Here is a 19,248-nt window from a genome sequence, read left to right on the forward strand (position 1 = left end):
GATCGGCGCCGCGTCAGATGCTCGACTTAGCTCTACGCCTCCGTTACAAGCAGCGTGCCATGACCGACATCCCGCAGATTCCCACAGCACCCGTGCACGCGCTTGACCAGCCGCGCACCCTGCTGTTCCTCGCCTACCCGCAGATGGGCCTGCTCGACCTCACCGGCGCGCAGACAGTGTTCTGGGCCGCGACCAAGGCCCGCGCCGCGCGTGGCCTAGCCGGCTACCGGGTGGTCACCGCCAGCCTCGAGGGGGGCCTGGTGGCCACCGCCGAGGGCCTGGCCGTCGCCACCGAGCCACTGGCCCCCTGGCTGCACGAGCCCTTCGATACACTGGTCGTACCCGGCGCGCCGGAAATCGTCCGCACCCTCCCCGATCACACCGAGCTGGTCGCCTGGCTGGCCCAGGCTGCCCAACGCGCCCGACGCACCGCTTCGGTGTGCAGCGGCACCTTCTTGCTGGCCGCCGCCGGCCTGCTCGATGGCCGCCGCGCCGCCACCCACTGGGCGATGTGCGATGCCCTGCACCGACGCTTCCCGGCCATCGAGGTGGATGCCGAGTCGATCTTCGTGCAGCAGGATCAGGTGTGGACTTCGGCCGGAGTCAGCGCCGGCATCGACCTGGCGCTGGCCCTGGTCGAAGCTGACTGTGGCCGCGAGGTGGCGATGCAGGTGGCTCGCGAATTGGTGGTATTTCTCAAGCGCCCCGGCGGCCAGGCGCAATTCAGCGAACTGCTCAAGGCCCAGGGCGAGGACAGCGACACCTTCGAAACCCTGCACCTATGGCTCAGCGAGCACCTGGGCGACCCGCGGCTGACGGTCGAGCGGCTGGCCGAGCAGGCGCGCATGAGCCTGCGCAATTTCACCCGGGTGTACAAGCACAAGACCGGGCGCACCCCGGCCAAGGCCATCGAGGTGTTCCGCCTGGAGGCGGCGCGCCGCTTGCTGGAAAACGCCGACCAGCATATCGAGCAGGTCGCCCGCCAGTGCGGGTTCGGCAGCGAGGAGCGCATGCGCCTGGCGTTCCAGCGCCACCTGGCGGTGACCCCGCGGGACTATCGGGCACGCTTCGCCCGCAGCGTGCCGCTGGCCGAAATCCAGGGTTCTTTGGCCTAGGGGCAGACCAAGGGCGCGCTTAGCATCTGCACACGCCTGTCGGGCCACAATCCAGGCTCACCCACAAGGCGTACCCTTTTTCCACTGCCGCAGCGACAACATCGACAATCGCGGCATCCAGGAGCCCCTCATGAAACAGATCCTGATCATCGGCGCAGGCTTCGCCGGGCTGTGGAGCGCCCTCGGCGCCGCCCGCCTGCTCGACCTGCACAAACGCGACGACGTGCTGATCACCGTGCTCGCACCCCAGGCGGAGCTGCACATCCGCCCACGCTTCTACGAACCCGACGTACACACCATGGCCGCGCCCTTGCAGGCGGTATTCGACGCGGTCAACGTGCGCTTCGTCAAAGGCACGGCCTACCACATCGACCAGGCCAACCAGCAGGTGGCCTACCGGCAAGCGGGTGGCATCGAGGCCAAGCTGGGTTACGACCGCCTGATCATGGCCTGCGGCAGCCTGCTCAACCGCCCGGCGCTGGAAGGCTTCGACCAGCACGCCTTCGATGTGGACAAGATCGACTCGGCCACCCGCCTGGAAGAACACCTCAAGTCCCTGGCCGCCCGCCCCGACAGCCCCGCGCGTAATACCGTGGTGGTGGCCGGTGGCGGTTTCACCGGGATCGAGACCGCCACCGAGCTGCCCAGCCGGCTGCGGGCGATCCTTGGCGACAAGGTCAAGCCGCGCATCGTCGTGATCGACCGCGGCGCGAAGATCGGCGCCGCCCTGGGCGACGGCATCCGCCCGGCCATCGAACAGGCCTCGGCGGCGCTGGGGATCGAGTGGGTCTGCGGCGCCACGGTGGCCTCGGTGGATGGCGGCGGCGTGCTGCTGGACAACGGTGAACGCATCGCCGCCAACACCGTTGTGTGGACGGTCGGCTTCAAGGCCAACCCGCTGACCGAGCAGATCAGCGGCGAACGCGACCGCCAGGGCCGCCTGCACGTGGACGGCCAGCTCAAGGTCATCGGCAACCCGGATGTGTATGCCGCAGGCGATGTGGCCTATGCGGCCTGCGACGAAGTCGGCAACTTTGCCGTGATGTCCTGCCAGCACGCCATCCCGCTGGGCCGCTACGCCGGCAACAACGCCGCCGCCGAGCTGATCGGCGTGGCGCCGATGACCTACAGCCAGCCCAAGTACGTCACCTGCCTGGACCTCGGCGCCTGGGGCGCGGTGTATACCGAAGGCTGGGAGCGCACCGTCTCGCCGCCGACGGACAAGGCCGAGGCCAAGCAGCTCAAGCAGCAGATCAATTCGGTATGGATCTATCCGCCGGCCGCGGATCGCGCGGCAGCGCTGGCGGCGGCCGATCCGTTGATCCCGGTGGCCTGACGTTACATCTGCGCGCACCTACAGGGCGTCTCGAGTACCGACGATGATGCCCTGCTCACGCAACTGTTGCAGCATCTGCAGCCCCTGCCGCAGGTGCTGCTCCCCCAGCGCCCGCAAGCGCTCGCTCCCGGTGCCGGGCAAGCCCGCCAGCAGTTGCCAGGCCAAAGGCGCCAACCGGGCGAAGCGCACCTGCAGGTCGGCGTCGCGGTACACCAGCAACAAGGTGGGCTGCTCCGGCGCCTCGTCGGGCTGATACTCGGGGCCGATGTGCTCCACCGGCCAACGATAGGCCAGCACCCGGGCCACGCACGACAGCAGCGGCTCGCCGGCCAGCAGGTCGCCGTCCGGGTCGTGGGGCGGATCCTCGGCATCGCTCAGGTACAACTGCGCCTCGATCCATTCGTAGTGCGCCAGCTCCAGCTGCCAGGGGGCGTCCGGCGCGACGCCCTGCAGGTAGTCGATGAAGGCTTCGGCTACTTCGGTGAACAGCGGCGTCTGGCTACGGTAATGGGCGTAGAAGTCACGCACCCGCGCATGCCAGCGCTCATCGCCAAGGGTCTGGCGCATCACCGGAAAACTGCCGGCCAACAGCCCTTCGATGGCACCGTAGAACAATTCGCGGTAGACCTTCAGGCGCCGCGCCTCGATACCGGGCGGCGGCGGGTTGCCGACCGGGTCGCGCAGGTGGCGGGCCAGGGTGAACTGCTGGTGGCGCAGGGTTTCGGTCATGCTCTTACGCTCCATGGGCACGTTGCACGTCGCGAATGCGCGCCGTCTCGGCCAGCAACTCGGCCAGCGGCGGGTAGTTGAAGTCGCGCTCGAGCACGGTGGGTTGCGCGCCGAAGCGCTGGCAGGCGTCGGCGAACAAGGCCCAGACATCCTCCTTGACCGGCGCACCATGGGTGTCGACCTTCAGGTCCGGTGCCTCGTCGTAGTGACCGGCCACGTGCATGCCCACCACCCGCTCGCGGGGAAGGCCGGCGAGGAAGGCCCGGGCGTCGTAACGGTGGTTGCAGGCGTTGACGAAGACGTTGTTGACGTCCAGCAGCAGGTCGCAGTCGGCCTCGTCGAGCACGGCGCGGACGAAATCCAGCTCGGCCATCGCCTGGTACGGTGCGGCGTAATAGCTGATGTTCTCCACGGCGATACGCCGGTCAAGCACGTCCTGGGCCTGGCGAATACGTGCCGATACATGGTGGACGGCCTCTTCGGTGAACGGAATCGGCATCAAGTCATAGAGATGACCGTCGTCGCTGCAATAGCTCAGGTGCTCGCTGTACATCCGCACCTGATGGTGATCGAGGAACTGCCGGGTGCGCTGGAGGAAGCCGAGATCCAGCGGCGCGGGGCCGCCCAGTGACAACGACAGGCCGTGGCAGGCGATGGCGAAGCGTTCTGCCAGGCGCGCCAGGCCCTGGCCGAAGGCGCCGCCGACACCGATCCAGTTCTCCGGGGCGCATTCGAGGAAGTCCACCGCACCCGCCTCCAGGGTCAGCAGGTCGGGCAGCAGGCCGCGGCGCAGGCCAAGACCGGTGTGCAAGATATGTTGGGTCATGATCGGAAGGGTCCGTATGGCAGGGATCGGCATCGCGGGACCAGCCCGCCCCCACAAGGCAAATGCCGGTGGGAGCAGGCTGGCCCCGCGACAGGCTTCAGGACTCGCCGGTCAGGTGGCTGAACAGCCCGTCGGGCATCGCCTTGCCGTTGGCCTTGTAGATCGCCGCCAGGTGATCGTGGGCCTCCTGCTCGGAAATGAAGCCATCGTGGTTGCGGTCGATCTTGTCGAAGTCGGCCGCGCGGTCCTTGGCCACCGCCAGGAACTCCTCGCGGGAGACCTTGCCATCATGGTTGCTGTCGGTGCGGGCGAACGAGGCGTCGCCGCACTTGCCCTCACCGCATTTGCCCTCGGCACCGGCCTTGGCGCTGGCACCACACTTGCCCTCGCCGCATTTGCCTTCGCTTTGCGTGGCCTTGCCGCTGGCACCGCACTTGCCCTCGCCACACTTGCCTTCGCCAGGGGTCTTGGCAGCGGCCAGCTGGTAGCCCTGGGCCAACGGTTCTACCGCGAAGGCGCTGTTGCCCAGGACCATGCCGCCGAGCAGGGTGGCGCCGAGCAGGCCGAGGGTTTGACGGGTCGTTTTCATGGTGTCGCTCCACTGTGGTTGGAAAGTGGAGCCATTGAGCCGCAGCGGTGTGTCGCCGATGTATCGGACAGGGCGATGTTTTGTATGGCAGTGGGTCGGGGTGATGCGCAGATACACAGTGATACACGAAAGGCCCCCTGCTGGCGCAGGAGGCCGTGACAGAGGTTTCAGTCCTCCAGCGGCTTGGGCGGCGCGGCGGGTTTGCCGGGCTTGCTCGGCTTGACCTTGCTGTCCTTGGCCTTGGGCTCGGCTGGCGCCGCTGCCACGGGCTCTGGCGCGGTCACCGCCTGCTCGCTGGCCGGCAGCTCATCTACTGCCTTGAAAATCACTTTGGGGTCGAGTTTTTCGCCTTTGTCGTCGTCCTTGAGCACATGGCGCTCGCCGTCCTTGCCCACCAGGATCACCTTGGTGCCCTTGCTCGCCCCCAGCTTGAGTTCGCGGATCAACGCCATGGTGGTCTGCTGCTCGAGATTCTTGTCCTCGCGCTTGCCCATCATGTTGGCGACGCTGTACAGCACCAGGCCACGCTCCTTGAACCCGGCCTGGGTGGCGGAGTCTTTCAGCGCCTCTTCCAGGCCGCGCAGGGTCGGGTCGGCGGAACTCGGGGCAATGACCACCAGTGGCCTGGCCTTGCCCAGTTCCTTGGCCAGGGGCGCGTCGCTGTCGGCGGCGTACAGAGGGCCGGCGACGGCGAGCAAAGTGGCGAGGGTCAGTGACCGGACGAGCATGCGTATCTCCTTGTGTTCTCGTTAAACCAAAAGACTACGGATCAGGGAGAAAGATCCGGCGTGGGAGCCTAAACCAGCTGGCCAGCCACCGCTGTGAGCAAAAGGTTACTGGCCATTACCAGCCCCGCTGCAACGCCGTTTACGCAATGAGCATAGTCCAGATGACCGCGCTGGGATCGCGCCCCTAGGGCCACTGGTTCAGCGCTTCGACCGTCAGATCGAACTTTCTCTGGTACGCCCACTGCTCGGCTTCCTCCTGCAAGGCAGCAAATTGTGCGGCCGACGCAGACTCCGCCTGCAACACATCCAGCCTGACGTGATAGGACGCAGGGAGCTGCAGGCGGCTCTTGCAGGTGTCGGCGACATACGTCTGCCAGAACTCCCGTTCAAGCATCCACACCGCGAGGGTGTCCGCCGTCTCAGCGCTGAGGACCAGTTGCCGGGTCCTGGCGACGTCTTCAGGCAATACCTGGACGACACCGGCAAAGCGCATGGTGCGCACACCAATAGGCAGATCCAGCGCGTCGCGCAGCCCCAAGCAATAGGCCAGCGCCACTTCCAGCGATTCCCGCCGGCCCTGCTCGGTGCGCGAGGCATCCTGCCAGGCGTGGTACTTGACCTGTTCGAGCCGCCACAAACGCCTCGCCAGCCTGACCAGGGATGCTCCACGTTCAGCCTTGGGCGTATGGTGCACGGTCTGCCACAACAACTTGCGCACTTCCAGGTCGCTGAGTACTGCGGTCGCGTTGTCCGCGCAGTTTTCCACTACCGCGTTGTCGAGCAGCTCTCTGGCGAGTTCGGCGTCGTCCATCATGCTTTCCATCAGGTCAAGCACGCGGGCTGACAAGTAGTTGAAGGTGCCAATCCCCTTGAAGTCGGCCGAGCGCGTCAGCGCCGCCAGCAATTGGATGAAGTTGGCCGATCCATCCATGATATCCACACCCGACCAGGCAGTTGCCATGCTGTCACGCAGTTCACCATCCATGCGGTCCAACCAGCGCAGATGATGAGGTACCTGGCTATCGTAGGGCGTTTCCCACTCTTCCTGCCAACTGATGCTCTGCCGTTCAGCTATCGGGTTGCCGGTCAAGTCCACACACCCTTCGCGCCATAGCTCAGATTGCAAAAAACCTTCGGGCAACCGCCCGATGGCGTTGTCGGTCAAGTCGAGCAAATACAATTGAGGGATCTGTAATACACCAAAAGGTACAGCTTCAAGCTGTGCACGGCGCACGTGCAGTTCGCTCAACTGGGTCATGGTCAGCACTGAAAGTGAGCCGCCCAGTGGATTGCCCGAAAGGTTCAGATAAACCAGCGACCGACAAGTGCTGAGCGTTGCCGCCTGAGCGGAATCCAGGGTGATTCGATTATCAGAGAGATCCAGAACCCGCAGCGTGGTTTTCAACGCCAGGGCGAAAGGCAAACGCTGCAATTTGCTACCTGTCACTTCCAGCGCGCGTAAACAAGGGAAAGCCCGCAGGAACTCGTCGGGCAACGCCTTGAGTTTCAATGCGCGCAAGGCGAGGCTTTGCACATGCGGAAAACTGACCTGTGCCGGCAAGGGCGGCAGCGAACGCAGCGGCTCTCCGGTGAAGGTCCAAGTGATATCCAACTGCTGACCCGCGGGGTCGATATGAACCGGGACAACTTCTCGCCAGCACGCCAACATCGCCGACCTGAAACGGCCCCGCGCCTGTCGATCACCGGCCAGAAGCCCACCCTGCTCCCACTGTTTCAAGCTGTCCCCCAGCAGCTGCGCCTGTTGCTCGAGCACAGCCAGCTCCTCACTGACCGGGCGCCCTGCCAGATGCATCCTGAGCAGCCAATCCTGAACCTGTGCATCGCTGAACACCGGATAGAGATCGCGCAACCGGGCAACCAGCGAACGCGGCCGGGTAGTCGACCTGGGCAAACTACTCATACTATTACCGCCCAGGGGGTAACCGATCCGGCCATCATCGAGCCGGTGTGGCGTGATCAAACCCGTGCCTCTCTCCCCCATACCCAGCAGTCGGGCAATCAGTCTTCTCTGCGCCGAGGCCTGCCGCGCCAGCATCGCACGCAAGCTGGGCGCATAGGGCTCGACGAGCCCCAACGCGTCAATATCCTCAGGTTCCAGGGCCTCGACCAGCACACCGAACAACTCCCCCGGCCCCGTCAAGCCAACCCCCAGGGCATCCTCCAGCATAAACTGTCCATCCCGGTGAACCAGCCTGAAGCTGCGCCCATCGCCCCCGGTCGTCAACAGCGGCCTGAGGGCATCGCCATCGAACAGCCGCCAGTGCGGCCTTTTCCCCCAGCCGCCGATCTCCTCCAGCATGGCCAGGGCGACCCTGGCCAGGTCGAGGTCCTGTGGTGTATCGAAGAACAATGCCTCGCAGGCACGGGCAATCCGGATGCGCAACATACTGACCCTTGCGGCCTGCACCAGCTGGAACGGCAAGCGATGTGTCCGTGCCAGGTAATCGCGATCGGCCTGGGTGGCCGTGCCCAGCAACTGCTTGGCGGCAAAGCGATGCAAGCGTGGAAATACCTTGCGTATTGCCAGGACCGACGCGTCGTCGGTGACCTGCGTCTCATCGTACAGTTGCCGCAGCACGGCCCGTCGCTGCGCCCAGACTTCGTCGGCCAAGGCCTGCCCTGTCTTGCCTGCCGCACCCGGCAACGCCTTGACCTTGCCCAGCAGTCCATGGTAGTCAGTCCCCTGCGCCGTGCGCAAAGCGCTGACCAGATCCCGAATGCGCCGCTCGATCAACAAACGACTCACAGTGTCAGCCAACTCGGGCTCTGGTGCCTTGCCGTAAACATGCAAAGCCCGCAGGTGGTCGGTATTCAGGCCATGGATACTCATCGCTTGATCGATCTGGGCATCGTCCAGCTGACGAAACGGACCCTCGAGGCGGCGAAACATGCAATAGGGGTCCTCCCACTCAGCCGGTTGCTCGCTCCATACCCGCCAGGCCCCGGCCCCGTTGCTACGCAGCACTGGCCCATGCCCCTGGCGCGGCAGCAGTTGCCACTGCTCGTCGCTCGCGCGCTGACGTACCTCGAAGTAATGCCCCTCCATGCTCACCCAACTACGCTCACCGAGCCGATACACACCTTGCTCGTCGAGGCTGGCAAACGCTGGCGGCGCGGCACCGCGAAACGGCGTCACATCGCCGTTCCAGAGTTTGTCACCGCCCTTTTCCAGACGCGCAGGCACCAGCTTGTCCAGCGCATTCCAGGCTCGGCTCACGCCACCGGCCACTGCGGCGGTCGCACCGATAACAGCCACCGTCTTGGCGATACTCAGCACATGATCCAAAGCGGCGCTGGTATCGCCGTCACGCCAGTCCTCAACTGCATGGAACAGCTCATCGAGCAGATCCCAGACCATGACTGCCAGCAACAGGGCGCCCAAGGCCGGTACGAAAAACGCGGCCAGGCTCAGGAACGTCCAACCCTCGGCCTCCAACTGCTGACGATATTCGCGCTGAAGCTGCCGATCGATCTTCCGTGCGGGCACGGCGATCACCTCGGCATCGTCCTTGATCTGCTTGATATGGGCCTGGGCCAGCTCATCGAACAGCGGCAGCGCATAAGCCGCCATATGCTGGTCCATCTCTCGGGTGGCGAAGTCGGCGACACCCTCCAGTTTCGCCGCCACCTTGGCGAAGAACCGATGGCTGTCACGACGACGCACGAAACGGCTGAAGAACTGCTGGTAGGGCTTCTTGCGCAGGCGCCTGCCCAGTATCCTGCGGGTGAACGCCTCAAGATCGACGCCCACACTCCAGGGGCCATGCGGGTCGCCTGGAATGTAGACCAGCACCCGCCGGCTGAAGTTGAACAACCAGCCTTCGTGGATCACGTCGAGTACCACGATCTGTTGCAGGTCGCACCCAAACGCTTGCATCTGCCTGGCAATCACCGGGGCTTCACCCAACGTGCCTGACGTGCCCTTCTGGTACAACTCGATGACCAGCGCCAGTTCGCCGGCATTCAACACACCTTCGGCTTTGGCCTTGCACGCAGCGATCAACATCTCGCTGCGGTAACGGTCCTTCAAGGTTGCACTGACGCCATGGCCGCTGGCGGTATCCTTGGCTGGCGCCTTGAGGATGCTATCCAGATGCTGCTGGTAGCGCGTGCCCAGATCCAGCGTTCGACACAGCCCGGCAAACTCGACGGCGGTTGGGCGCCGGAGCTTTTCGCCCTTGAGATCGACAACTGCGTTGTCGCGCGGCTGACCGCTCGAAACGGTCTCGGCCTCGGAAAAGTTGTACAGCGCCGCTTCGAGCAGGGGGATGTCGTAATAGCTTTTTACCATCTGTGGCTGGCGTCCGGCAGCCCCTGCAGGTTTGGGTGACACCGCAAAGTAATAGACGCGAAAAAACAACTGATCGATAAGTGCACTGGTTCCGAACGCTTCGCGCATTGCTCGTTGCAGCAAGGGCCTGGCAAACAGGTCGATGCCCTGTATCGGGGTAAGATCGGCACTCAAGCGCTGGCGACAGCACAGGCTGGTCTTGAATGCTTCGTGCAGCGCCGTGTGTTGTGACTCGTAAAGACCGCTGGCTGGGATGTCCTGGTCCGTTGGTTTGACCACCTTCAGCTTGCCGATCCAGTCCGGTAAGCGCTCGGCGATCAAACCGTCCTGATAGGCCTGCTCCAGTGCGAGCGTGTCCACGGCCCCGCGCTGCTGATCGAGAGTGTTGTCCATTTCACGCTCCTCAATGATTGAGGCGCGAAGCTAGTCGTTCGGCGGCCGCCCTTTGCGCTAGGTGATTACCACCCGCTCAAAAAAGCGGCAGTTGCCGGTTGATCAAGGCACTGAAATCGTCACCCACGAACGGCAAAATGGCATCCGCCACGGGTTGCAGTTGGCGGCTCAAGTAATGCTCGTAGTCGATCGGCGCCTGCAGGTTCTCCAGTGGCTCGGGCCCGGCCGTGGTGATCAGGTAGCTGATCCAGCCGCCACGCTGATACTGCCTGGGCCGCCCGAGGCGGCTGTTGTAGTCGTCCGCCAGGCGCGCGGCGCGCACATGCGGTGGCACATTGCGCAGGTAGTCGGCCAGTGGCCGGCGCAGGCGCTTGCGGTACACCAGCAGCGCGTCCTGTTCACCGGCCAGGGTGCGTTGCACATACTGACGCACATAGTCACGGTACGGCTGGCCGCGGAAGATCCGCCCATAGAGCTCCTGCTGGAACTGCCGAGCCAGCGGTGACCAGTCGGTGCGTACCGACTCCAACCCCTTGAAGACCATGTCGTCGCGGCCATCGGCGCGCTCCACCAGGCCGGCATAGCGCTTCTTGCTGCCCTCATCGGTGCCACGGATGGTGGGCATCAGGAAACGCCGATAATGGGTTTCGAACTGCAGTTCAAGGGCGCTCTCCAAGCCCATGGTCTGTAACAGGTGGCCACGCCACCACTGGTTGACTTCGGCCACCAGTTCACGCCCGATGCGCGCTGCATCCCCTTCGCCATGGGCCTCCTTGAGCCAGACGAACGTCGAGTCAGTGTCGCCATAGATCACGTCATAGCCCCGCGCTTCGACCAGCGCCCGTGTCTGGCGCATGATCTGGTGCCCGCGCAGGGTGATCGACGAGGCCAGGCGCGGGTCGAAGAAGCGGCAACCACTGGAACCGAGCACACCGTAGAAGGCGTTCATGATGATCTTCAGTGCCTGTGAAAGCGGCGCATTGCCTGCACGCTTGGCCGCCTCGCGGCCCTGCCAGACCCGCTCGACAATGGCCGGCAGGCAATGCTGGCTGCGCGAGAAACGCCCGCCGCGAAAGCCCTCCACCGAGTACGTGTCGTCCGGCTGGTGCAGGCCTTCGATCAGCCCCACCGGGTCGATGAGGAAGGTGCGGATGATCGAGGGGTACAGGCTTTTGTAATCGAGCACCAGCACCGAGTCGTACAGCCCGGGCCGCGAGTCCATGACGAAGCCGCCTGGGCTGGCCTCACCCTCGACACTGCCCAGATTGGGCGCGACATAGCCCAGGCGGTGCATGTGCGGGATGTACAGGTGGCAGAACGCGGCCACCGAACCGCCGCTGCGGTCCACGGCAAGGCCGGTGACCGAGGAGCGTTCGAGCAGGAACTCCAGCAGGCGGGTATGGGCGAAGATCCGCGTGACCAGTTCGCAATCCTTGAGGTTGTAGCGGGCCAGGGCCGGCTTGTCCTCGGCAAAGCGACGGTTGATCTCGTCCATGCGCTGGTACGGTGTGTCGATGGCCTTGCCCTCGCCCAGCAACTGTTGCGCGACGCTTTCCAGGCTGAACGAGGAAAAGTTCCAGGTCGCCGAGCGCAGGGCCTCGATACCGTCGATCAACAACCGGCCAGGCGCCTCGGCGAAGAAATGGCTGCGGCTGCCATGCTCGCGCAGGTGCAGCGGCGCGCCGTCGCGGCCCAGGCACAGCGGCACATTCAGGCGCTGGGCATGCTCGTGCAGCAGGCGCAGGTCGAACTGCACCAGGTTCCAGCCGATGATCGCATCGGGGTCGTGGCGGGCCAGCCACTGGTTGAGGCAGGTGATCAGTTCAGCGCGGTCGCTGCAGTATTGCAGGTCGAAATCCACCTCTGCGGCCTCGCCGTTGGCCGGGCCCAGCATATAGACCTGACGCTGGCCGCAGCCTTCCAGGGCGATGCTGTACAGCTCGCCACGCTCGCTCGTCTCGATATCCAGCGACACCAGGCGCAAGGCCGGGCGATAGCTGGAGTCGGGCTTGAGCTGGGCATCGAGCAAGGTGCCCTGATCGTCGGCGCGGCCATCGAAACGCACCGGCGCGGTGATGAAGCGCTCCATCAGGTAGCGATCCGGCGGGCGGATATCGGCTTCGAACACCTCGATGCCAGCGCCGCGCAGGCGCTTTTCCAAGGCGATCAGCTGGCGGTGCTGGCGGCAGTACAGGCCCATGACCGGGCGCAAGTCGAAGTCACGCAGTTGCAGCGGCTTGAGTTCGACGCCTTGCTCATCGGCCAGCAGCAAGCGCGCGTGTTCAGCCTGGGCGGCGGGCAGGAAAGCCACCGAGGGCTGCGGGGCCAGGCGCACGCGCCGGGGCCCCTGGTCGGTGGCCAGCCAGAACTCCACGCAGGTGCCTTCGGGCGTGTCATGCCAGTGGCGGGTCAGGACGAAGCCTTGTTGCAATTGCACTGCGGGGAAACCTCGGATCGCTGCGTTGTTCGCACCCGCTAATTGTAACTGTCCTGTCGTCAGAAATGCTGCTTAGCGGATACGGACGTCGGGCTAACGGGCGCCGGCGGCGAACCCGGCTCGGCGCCCGCCCAGCACCAGCAACCATGCCAACCCCACCAGTGTCAGCACCACCACGCCAAACGCCCCGACCCCGGCGCCCACCAGCAACAGCCCGCCGATGATGCCACCCAGGGCGATGGCGCTGTTCCATACCGTCACCAGCATCGACTGCGCCACATCGCCGCCTTCGCCCGCCGCATCGGCGCAGGCCGTTTGCAGCAGCGTCGGCGCGCCGCCGTAGGTCAGCCCCCACAGCGCCACGCTGACGTGCACCAGCCAGGGTGCGCCTTGCACCTGTCCCAGGGCCAGGGTCGCCAGGGCGAAGCCGGCCAGGCACAACAGCACCAGCCCACGCAGATGCCGATCGACTCCCAGGCCGATCAGGGCGATGCCGGCCAGCGAAGCCAGGCCGAAGGTCATCAGCACCTGGCCGACCGCGTCGGCCATGCCCACTGCGGCCAGCAACGGCACGATGTAGGTGTAGAGAATGTTATGCCCGAGGATCCACGCCAGAATCACCAACAAAACCCGTGCCACGCCCGGGGTGCGCAGCACCGCCAGTGCTGCGGGGCGCTTGCCGGCGGCCTGTCCGGGAAAGTCCGGCACCGCCCGCAGCACCCAGGCGACCAACAGCAATGCAGCCAGGGTCACCATCACGAAGGTTGCCCGCCACCCCATCAATGCCCCCAGCCAGGTACCGATGGGCAGCCCCAGCGACAAGGCAATGGGCTGCCCCAGCATCGCCACCGCCATGGCCTTGCCCTGCTGGGCCGGTGCCACCATGCGCCGCGCATGGCCGGCGATCAGGCCCCAGGCCAGGCCGGCGGCGGCACCGGTGCAAAAACGCAGGAGCAAGGTGAGCATGTTGTCCGAGGACAACGCGGTCAGCCCGTTGAACACGATGAAGCCGCCAATGGCCAGCAGCAATGCCCGACGGCGCCACCAGCCTTGGGTCAGCGTCACCAGCGGGATGGCCGTGAGCAACGAACCCAAGGCATAGGCCGTGACCCATTGTCCGGCCATGGCCTGGCTGATCTGCATGCCGTCGGCGATCTGGTCGAGGAGGCCGGCTGGCAAAGTCTCGCTGAGGATGGCGATGAAGCCGGTCAGGGCCAGCGCCAGCAAGCCGCTCAGGGGCAGGCGCGTGGCGCTGGCGGCGGATGCGTCGGCGCAGGCCGCCGGGGAAGGTGAATGCATGATGGTCTCCGGATTGTCGAACAGGCAGGCATCTTGCGCCGCCGGGTTATTGCGGAAAAAGCCGGGTACAATTCCGCTCAGCAAGGACATCAATGTCCGCAATCGGAGCGCAGCATGGACAGCCTCAGTGGCTTCATGGTCTTCATCCGGGTCGCCGAAGCCCGCAGCTTCGTCGCCGCCGGCCAATCGCTGGGGATCAGCGCGTCAGCCGTGGGCAAGCGCGTGGCTCGGCTGGAGGAGCGGCTGGGGGTGCGCCTGTTCCACCGCAGCACGCGCAGCATCACCCTGACCGCCGAGGGTACGCTGTTTCTCGAACGCAGCCGGCGCATCCTGGCCGAGATCGAGGCCACCGAGCAGGCACTGTCCCAGGCCAGCGGGGCGCCGCGCGGGCGCCTGCGGGTGAGCCTGCCGCAGGTGACCGGGCTGGTGATGCCGGCGCTGGCCGAGTTCATGGCGCGCTACCCGGAGATCGAACTGGACCTGGACTTCAGCGACCGCATGGTGGATATCGTCGGCGAGGGTTTCGACGTGGTGATGCGCGGCGGCCAGCCGCTGGATTCACGGCTCAACGCCAAGTTCCTCGGGCACTTCCAGCATCGCCTGGTGGCGTCCCCCGAATACCTGTGCGAACGCGGCACGCCGCAGCACCCCCGAGAACTGGCCGGACACAGCTGCCTGCACTATCGCTTCCCCAGCAGCGGCAAGCTGGAAACCTGGCCGCTGCGCCGGGAACACCCCGAACAGGACTACACCATTCCCATCTCGATGGTCTGCAACCACGTCGAGACGCGCATCTGCTTCGCCCTCAACCACCGTGGCATCACCTGCCTGCCGGACTTCAGCGTGCGCCGGGAGCTGGCGGCCGGCAGCCTGGTCAGCGTGCTCGACCCCTTCATGGAGCGGCGCGGCAGCTTCTACCTGCTGTGGCCCTCGGGGCGGCAGATGCCGCCCAAGTTGCGGGTGTTCATCGACTTCATGCTCGAGCGGGTGCTGCCGGCCACCGACCTCAGCCGTACAGGTAGCTGATGTCCTTGTGCGACAGCGGCGGCACCTGCGCCACCAGGTAGTCGCGCAACTTGTGCATCTGGTGGGCCTTGGGGCTGGACTTGAGCCAGGTCATGTAATAGCCGTCGCCGGTGGCCACGGCGTGGGGGAACGGCGTGGCCAGGTTGCCGGCGGCGAGATCGGCGCTGGCCAGCACCAGGTCGACCACCGAGATGCCCAGCCCTTGCTGAGCGGCTGAAATACCCTGATCGAGAGTGTCGAACACCTGGCCCTGGTCGATGCTGATGTCCAACGCGTCCATGCGCGCCAGCCAGCGTCGCCAGTCGCGACGGTCCGGCGAGGGGTGGAGGAATTCGCAACTGGAGAGCACCGACAGTTCCGGCCGCGCCTGCTCGAGGTAACTCGGGTGGCACACCGGGATCAGCCATTCATCGAACAGCTTGAGGCTCTCCACATCGGCCGCGAAACGCCCGTTGCCCAGCAGGATGGCGCAATCATAGGGTTCGGAATAGAAGTCCACCGCATCGATGTCCATCCACACGCTGGACAATTGCACCGAACAGCTGTTGTCGACCTTCTTGAAACCGTCCAGGGCCCGGAGCAGCCAGCGCACGGTGAGCGTGGACGGCGCCTTGAGCCGCACGCCGTAGCGATCCTGGCGCAACAGCGCACAGGCATTCTCGATGATCTTGAAGCCGACCTTGAGTTCCTGGGCCAGCAGGCGGCCAGGCTCGGTCAGGCGCAGCTTTGGGCCGCGGCGCTCGAACAGGTCGCAGCCGAACAGGGCTTCGAGGGTCTTGATGTGGTGGCTGACCGCGCCCTGGGTAAGGGCCAGTTCCTGGGCCGCGCGGGTGAAAGAGCCATAGCGCGAGGCCACTTCGAAGGCGCGCAAGGCGTGCAAGGCTTGAATCCGTTCCGACATGGCGCCTTCCAGAGCATGAGTGAAGCTAATAGTAGGTCATAGATCCAGGCGTTTTACAACGCAGGACCCATCTCCGAAAATGCCGGTAAATAACAATTATATATAACCAACCTGCACGGATATGACGAAAAAGTTCTATTAACGCTGCATTCGGATCTACCTGGGGAAATCATGTTTACGGGTTATGGAATCTGCTATCGCCTGGATGCGCTAGAGCTCGCCGACGAACATGTCCAGAACCGCCACCACTGGACACACAAGACCATAGAACACTTCAAGGAAACCCTGGCCAACCCTGACTTCCCCTGCCTGTTCGGGCGCAAGGCAGTCACGGCGCGCACCTGCCATATCGTTTTCGCCCGCGCCGCACGGCTGGCCGAGGATATCGCCGGGGGCCTGGCCGACTACATCGCCACCATCACGCCGATCCCGCTCAAGCAGCGCATCGGCAACCCGTTGCTGGTGTTTCTCGAAACGGCCGCCGACTCCTCGCTCGAGGCACAGCAGGCGCTGGCCTGGGATGTGCTACGCGAGGTCCACGCCCGCGATACGCTGCCATGGCCCGAGGAGATCCCGCAGGACCCGCATGACACACGCTGGTCATTCTGCTTCGCCGGCATGCCGCTGTTCATCAACATGAGCTTCCCCGCCCATCGTCTGATGAAAAGCCGCAACCTGGGCCCGCACATTGCCTTCGTCATCAACCCGCGAGAGAGCTTCGACGAGGTCGCCAGCGCCGGTACCGAGAGCGGCCAGCGCATCCGCGCGCGGATTCGCGAGCGGGTGCGCCACTACAACGACGGCGTCATGCCCCAGACGCTTGGCTTCTTCGGCCAGGACGACAACTTCGAATGGAAGCAGTACCAGTTGCAGGAGCCCGGCTCGCCAAGCCCGGCACGCTGCCCGTTCCATACCCACGCAACAGCTGAACCCCTTACCGAGAACTGAACGTGAATACCGCACTGACCGCCACCTATGCCCTCACCGTCCTGCTGCTGATCGCCACGCCCGGCCCGGTGGTGGCCCTGATCGTCAACACCGCCGCCGCCTCGGGCTCGCGCAAGGCCCTGTTCACCGCGGTCGGCACCAACTGGGCCTCACTGGTGCTGATCGGCGCGGCCGCCTGGATCATCCTGACCAGCGCGGCCATCGACAAGGCCTGGCTCAGCGGCATGAGCCTGCTGGGCTGCCTGTTCATCGGCTACATCGCCCTGGGTACCCTGCGCGAAGCGCTGCAGGCCCCGGCCGAGGGCGACACCCAGGCCGCAACCGCCGTGCAACCGGGCCGTGGCGGCCTGCTGCAGGGCTTCATGGTGGGCATCTCCAACCCCAAGGACATCATCTTCTTCATCGCTTTCTTCCCGCAGTTCATCCAGATCACCGAGTCGTTCGGCAAGAGCATGGTGGTGCTGTCGCTGCTGTGGATCGCCATCGATTTCGCCGTGCTCAGCCTGTACATCTTCGCCATTGGCAAGATTGCCTCGCCGCGCAGCAACCGCCTGATCAGCCTGGCCTCGGGCGTCGCCCTGCTGCTGATCGCCGCTGTCGGCCTGGCCTACAACATCAGGGAACTGGCCGCCTGAGCCTGCCCTCACACCAAGGAGCGCCCATGACACCGACCGACAGCGCCACTCCCGGCAGCATGGGCACGCCCGACCCCCTGGCAGAGGATTACCAGCGTTTCCTGCAACTGGGCAGCCGCCGGGCGCCGCACACGCTGTACGTGCATGAGCGCGGCTACCGTTCTGGCACCATCAACACCGACGCCCTGGGCATGCGCTACAGCCATTGCGCCGGCAAGCGCTTCTCGGTGGCCGAGCGCGGCGGCGCGGCGCGGGTCAACCTGCTGGTGGGCGGTTCCACCGCCATGGGCATCGGCGCCAGCTCCGACGAGCACACCGTGGCCTCGTACCTGTCGATGCTGACCGGTGAGATCTGGCTGAACCTGACCGGTTGCGGGCTCAATGCCACGCAGGAACTGCTGATGTTCCTCACCCACCAGCACCGCTTCGGCCAGATCGGCCATGTGGTGGTGCTCAGCGGCCTCAACTCGCTGGCCCAGGAGGCCCTGGCCGAGGTACTGGCCGGCGCGCAGGACCCGCATCGGGCACAGGCCTATCAGGACTTTCTCAATCGCTTCAACGAAGGGGTGCAAGCCACCGGCGAGGCACGCCGAGAGTCGCTCTGGCAGCGCCTGGGCCAGGTTCTGGCGCCAGCACGGCAACCGCGCTGGCCGGACATCGAACCGCTGTCCAGCCCCGACAAGCGTCTGATCCGCGCCGCCGATTGCGTCGGCCGCACCCTGCGCCAGTGGGACCGCCTGCTGGCCGACGGCCACACCACCCTCACCTTCATCCTCCAGCCACTGCTGCCCTGGTGCCGCGAGGTCGTACCCAGCGCCGAACAGGCCATGCTCAGCGAACTCGAGCGCCAGCCGTCGAATTTCGATCGCCTGCTCGGCGACACCTTCGACAGCCAACTGCACATGGCTTTCTTCCGCCGTATCAAGAACCAGGCCGAGCCGGTGCCGTGCTATGACATGAACAGCATGCTCAGCAGCTCGCCGGTGTTCAGCGAACACCTGTTCGTCGACCGCCTGCACTTCAACGACCTGGGCAACAACGCGCTGGCCAAGGTGATCACCGCCAAGCTGGGGCTGGCCCAGGAACGACAGGCCCTGCGCAAGGTCGCGCCGATCAAGCTGGTCTGATGGCCGTACGCCGGGCTTTCGGCGAAGGGGCGCGGATGGATAGAATACGCTGTCGTCGCTCCTGATTTGCCCGAGGCAACCGCGTAACTGCCATGACCATCCCTGCCGTCTCTTCGTTTCCGGCCCGCCGTCAGGGTCGCAGCCATCGCGCCAACCTGGCCGTGGCAATGCCGTTGCTGCTGGCCGCCGCCGGCGCCCCGGCCCTGGAAGTGAACATCGACCCGCATGCCGACCTGCTCTACCGCCAGGCATTGCCCCTGCTGGAACAGGCCGACAACCAGGACGACAGCGCCAGCCCGCTGCGCACCGCCATTGGCGACCCCGAGCTCAGCCGCCAGGGCCAGGCCATGGCGCACACACTGCCCACGGCCGTGGCGCTGCTGAAAAAATCCGTCGCCCTCGGCCACCCGGTGGCCCAGTACCGCCTGGCGCTGTACTACACCACCTATTTGCCGGCTAACCAGATCGCCGAGGCCGCCTGCCCATTGCTCGAAGCCAGCCTCAAGCAAGGCTTCGCCCCTCCCGCGCTGGCCATCGCCCACTGGTGCACGCCCTACAATGCCAGCACGGCGTACCGCGAGGCCCTGGAGGCAGTCCCGAGCATGGCCACGCTGTATGCCGCCTACTATCCGCAGCCGGCCACCCGCCTGGCCTGCAATCGCAGCCGGCCGCCTGGCCTGCAACTGCAGTGGGGGCGTCAGCGTGACTACCAGGCCGAGATCTACCGGCTGCTGGGCGAACTCGACCCGCGCCAGCGCCAGGCCTTCCTGCAAAAGGCGGTGGAGATCAATGGTTGCGCGACGGCGCAGCAGCGTCTGACCAGTAATCGCTGAGCGCCGCTACACAG

At 65.3% G+C, this 19,248-nt stretch carries 15 protein-coding genes; 7 read left to right on the plus strand and 8 right to left on the minus strand.

Annotated features, from left to right (window positions below):
- Nucleotides 1–59: 59 nt before the first annotated feature.
- Together ABZO33_RS15615 and ABZO33_RS15620 are read left to right on the plus strand one after the other, a co-directional pair.
- Nucleotides 60–1,115 carry a GlxA family transcriptional regulator gene (locus ABZO33_RS15615; RefSeq protein WP_414536770.1) on the plus strand — a complete coding sequence of 352 codons (1,056 nt, stop codon included), beginning with the start codon at nt 60–62 and terminating at the stop codon, nt 1,113–1,115.
- 130 nt (nt 1,116–1,245) lie between these two features.
- The gene (locus tag ABZO33_RS15620; RefSeq protein WP_414536771.1) at nt 1,246–2,451 is read left to right on the plus strand and encodes an NAD(P)/FAD-dependent oxidoreductase; all 1,206 of its coding nucleotides are present in this window, start codon (nt 1,246–1,248) and stop codon (nt 2,449–2,451) included.
- Between the two features lie 18 nt (nt 2,452–2,469).
- Here the strand turns inward: ABZO33_RS15620 and ABZO33_RS15625 are convergent, their stop codons facing one another.
- The 7 genes from ABZO33_RS15625 to ABZO33_RS15655 all read right to left on the minus strand — a co-directional run bounded on the left by ABZO33_RS15625 (nt 2,470) and on the right by ABZO33_RS15655 (nt 13,764).
- Nucleotides 2,470–3,180 (minus strand): DUF2063 domain-containing protein, encoded by a 711-nt coding sequence (locus ABZO33_RS15625; protein WP_414536772.1) that lies wholly within the window; start codon nt 3,178–3,180, stop codon nt 2,470–2,472.
- A gap of 4 nt (nt 3,181–3,184) precedes the next feature.
- Nucleotides 3,185–4,006 carry a DUF692 domain-containing protein gene (locus ABZO33_RS15630; RefSeq protein ID WP_414536773.1) on the minus strand — a complete coding sequence of 274 codons (822 nt, stop codon included), beginning with the start codon at nt 4,004–4,006 and terminating at the stop codon, nt 3,185–3,187.
- Nucleotides 4,007–4,103: 97 nt separating this feature from the next.
- Entirely contained in the window at nt 4,104–4,595 is a 492-nt protein-coding gene (locus tag ABZO33_RS15635; RefSeq protein ID WP_414536774.1) for an EF-hand domain-containing protein, read from the minus strand.
- A 167-nt stretch (nt 4,596–4,762) separates the two neighbouring features.
- Nucleotides 4,763–5,323, minus strand: a complete 561-nt coding sequence (locus tag ABZO33_RS15640; protein WP_414536775.1) for a DUF4174 domain-containing protein — start codon at nt 5,321–5,323, stop codon at nt 4,763–4,765.
- A 184-nt stretch (nt 5,324–5,507) separates the two neighbouring features.
- Complete coding sequence (locus ABZO33_RS15645; protein WP_414536776.1) at nt 5,508–10,028, minus strand: NEL-type E3 ubiquitin ligase domain-containing protein; 4,521 nt, start codon at nt 10,026–10,028, stop codon at nt 5,508–5,510.
- A gap of 76 nt (nt 10,029–10,104) precedes the next feature.
- Complete coding sequence (locus ABZO33_RS15650; RefSeq protein ID WP_414536777.1) at nt 10,105–12,465, minus strand: DNA polymerase II; 2,361 nt, start codon at nt 12,463–12,465, stop codon at nt 10,105–10,107.
- Between the two features lie 93 nt (nt 12,466–12,558).
- Nucleotides 12,559–13,764 (minus strand): MFS transporter, encoded by a 1,206-nt coding sequence (locus tag ABZO33_RS15655; RefSeq protein ID WP_414536778.1) that lies wholly within the window; start codon nt 13,762–13,764, stop codon nt 12,559–12,561.
- A gap of 114 nt (nt 13,765–13,878) precedes the next feature.
- Here ABZO33_RS15655 and ABZO33_RS15660 point away from each other — a divergent pair, with 114 nt between their 5' ends.
- Nucleotides 13,879–14,790, plus strand: a complete 912-nt coding sequence (locus ABZO33_RS15660) for a LysR family transcriptional regulator (RefSeq protein WP_414536779.1) — start codon at nt 13,879–13,881, stop codon at nt 14,788–14,790.
- Here ABZO33_RS15660 and ABZO33_RS15665 read toward each other — a convergent pair.
- Nucleotides 14,771–15,691, minus strand: coding sequence for a LysR substrate-binding domain-containing protein (locus ABZO33_RS15665; protein ID WP_414536780.1), 921 nt, complete (start codon nt 15,689–15,691; stop codon nt 14,771–14,773). The two genes, ABZO33_RS15660 and ABZO33_RS15665, sit on opposite strands and share 20 nt — an antisense overlap.
- Before the next feature lie 171 nt (nt 15,692–15,862).
- Between ABZO33_RS15665 and ABZO33_RS15670 the strand changes: the two genes are divergently transcribed.
- The 4 genes from ABZO33_RS15670 to ABZO33_RS15685 all read left to right on the plus strand — a co-directional run bounded on the left by ABZO33_RS15670 (nt 15,863) and on the right by ABZO33_RS15685 (nt 19,234).
- A complete protein-coding gene (locus ABZO33_RS15670) occupies nt 15,863–16,639 on the plus strand; it encodes a YqcI/YcgG family protein (protein WP_046855075.1) in 777 nt (258 codons plus the stop codon).
- A gap of 2 nt (nt 16,640–16,641) precedes the next feature.
- Nucleotides 16,642–17,274 carry a LysE family translocator gene (locus ABZO33_RS15675; RefSeq protein WP_414536781.1) on the plus strand — a complete coding sequence of 211 codons (633 nt, stop codon included), beginning with the start codon at nt 16,642–16,644 and terminating at the stop codon, nt 17,272–17,274.
- Nucleotides 17,275–17,300: 26 nt separating this feature from the next.
- Nucleotides 17,301–18,401, plus strand: coding sequence for a hypothetical protein (locus tag ABZO33_RS15680; RefSeq protein ID WP_414536782.1), 1,101 nt, complete (start codon nt 17,301–17,303; stop codon nt 18,399–18,401).
- 167 nt (nt 18,402–18,568) lie between these two features.
- Nucleotides 18,569–19,234 (plus strand): sel1 repeat family protein, encoded by a 666-nt coding sequence (locus tag ABZO33_RS15685; RefSeq protein ID WP_414536922.1) that lies wholly within the window; start codon nt 18,569–18,571, stop codon nt 19,232–19,234.
- The last annotated feature ends 14 nt before the right edge of the window (nt 19,235–19,248 follow it).

The sequence above is a fragment of the Pseudomonas sp. CAM1A genome, assembly GCF_047501685.1.
Taxonomy (GTDB): domain Bacteria; phylum Pseudomonadota; class Gammaproteobacteria; order Pseudomonadales; family Pseudomonadaceae; genus Aquipseudomonas.

Bases quoted from the DNA above. Each gene is read 5' to 3' on its own strand.
- ABZO33_RS15615 (WP_414536770.1), top strand. From the start codon at position 60: ATGACCGACATCCCGCAGATTCCCACAGCACCCGTGCACGCGCTTGAC.
- ABZO33_RS15620 (WP_414536771.1), top strand. From the start codon at position 1,246: ATGAAACAGATCCTGATCATCGGCGCAGGCTTCGCCGGGCTGTGGAGC.
- ABZO33_RS15625 (WP_414536772.1), bottom strand. From the start codon at position 3,180: ATGACCGAAACCCTGCGCCACCAGCAGTTCACCCTGGCCCGCCACCTG.
- ABZO33_RS15630 (WP_414536773.1), bottom strand. From the start codon at position 4,006: ATGACCCAACATATCTTGCACACCGGTCTTGGCCTGCGCCGCGGCCTG.
- ABZO33_RS15635 (WP_414536774.1), bottom strand. From the start codon at position 4,595: ATGAAAACGACCCGTCAAACCCTCGGCCTGCTCGGCGCCACCCTGCTC.
- ABZO33_RS15640 (WP_414536775.1), bottom strand. From the start codon at position 5,323: ATGCTCGTCCGGTCACTGACCCTCGCCACTTTGCTCGCCGTCGCCGGC.
- ABZO33_RS15645 (WP_414536776.1), bottom strand. From the start codon at position 10,028: ATGGACAACACTCTCGATCAGCAGCGCGGGGCCGTGGACACGCTCGCA.
- ABZO33_RS15655 (WP_414536778.1), bottom strand. From the start codon at position 13,764: ATGCATTCACCTTCCCCGGCGGCCTGCGCCGACGCATCCGCCGCCAGC.
- ABZO33_RS15660 (WP_414536779.1), top strand. From the start codon at position 13,879: ATGGACAGCCTCAGTGGCTTCATGGTCTTCATCCGGGTCGCCGAAGCC.
- ABZO33_RS15665 (WP_414536780.1), bottom strand. From the start codon at position 15,691: ATGTCGGAACGGATTCAAGCCTTGCACGCCTTGCGCGCCTTCGAAGTG.
- ABZO33_RS15670 (WP_046855075.1), top strand. From the start codon at position 15,863: ATGTTTACGGGTTATGGAATCTGCTATCGCCTGGATGCGCTAGAGCTC.
- ABZO33_RS15680 (WP_414536782.1), top strand. From the start codon at position 17,301: ATGACACCGACCGACAGCGCCACTCCCGGCAGCATGGGCACGCCCGAC.
- ABZO33_RS15685 (WP_414536922.1), top strand. From the start codon at position 18,569: ATGCCGTTGCTGCTGGCCGCCGCCGGCGCCCCGGCCCTGGAAGTGAAC.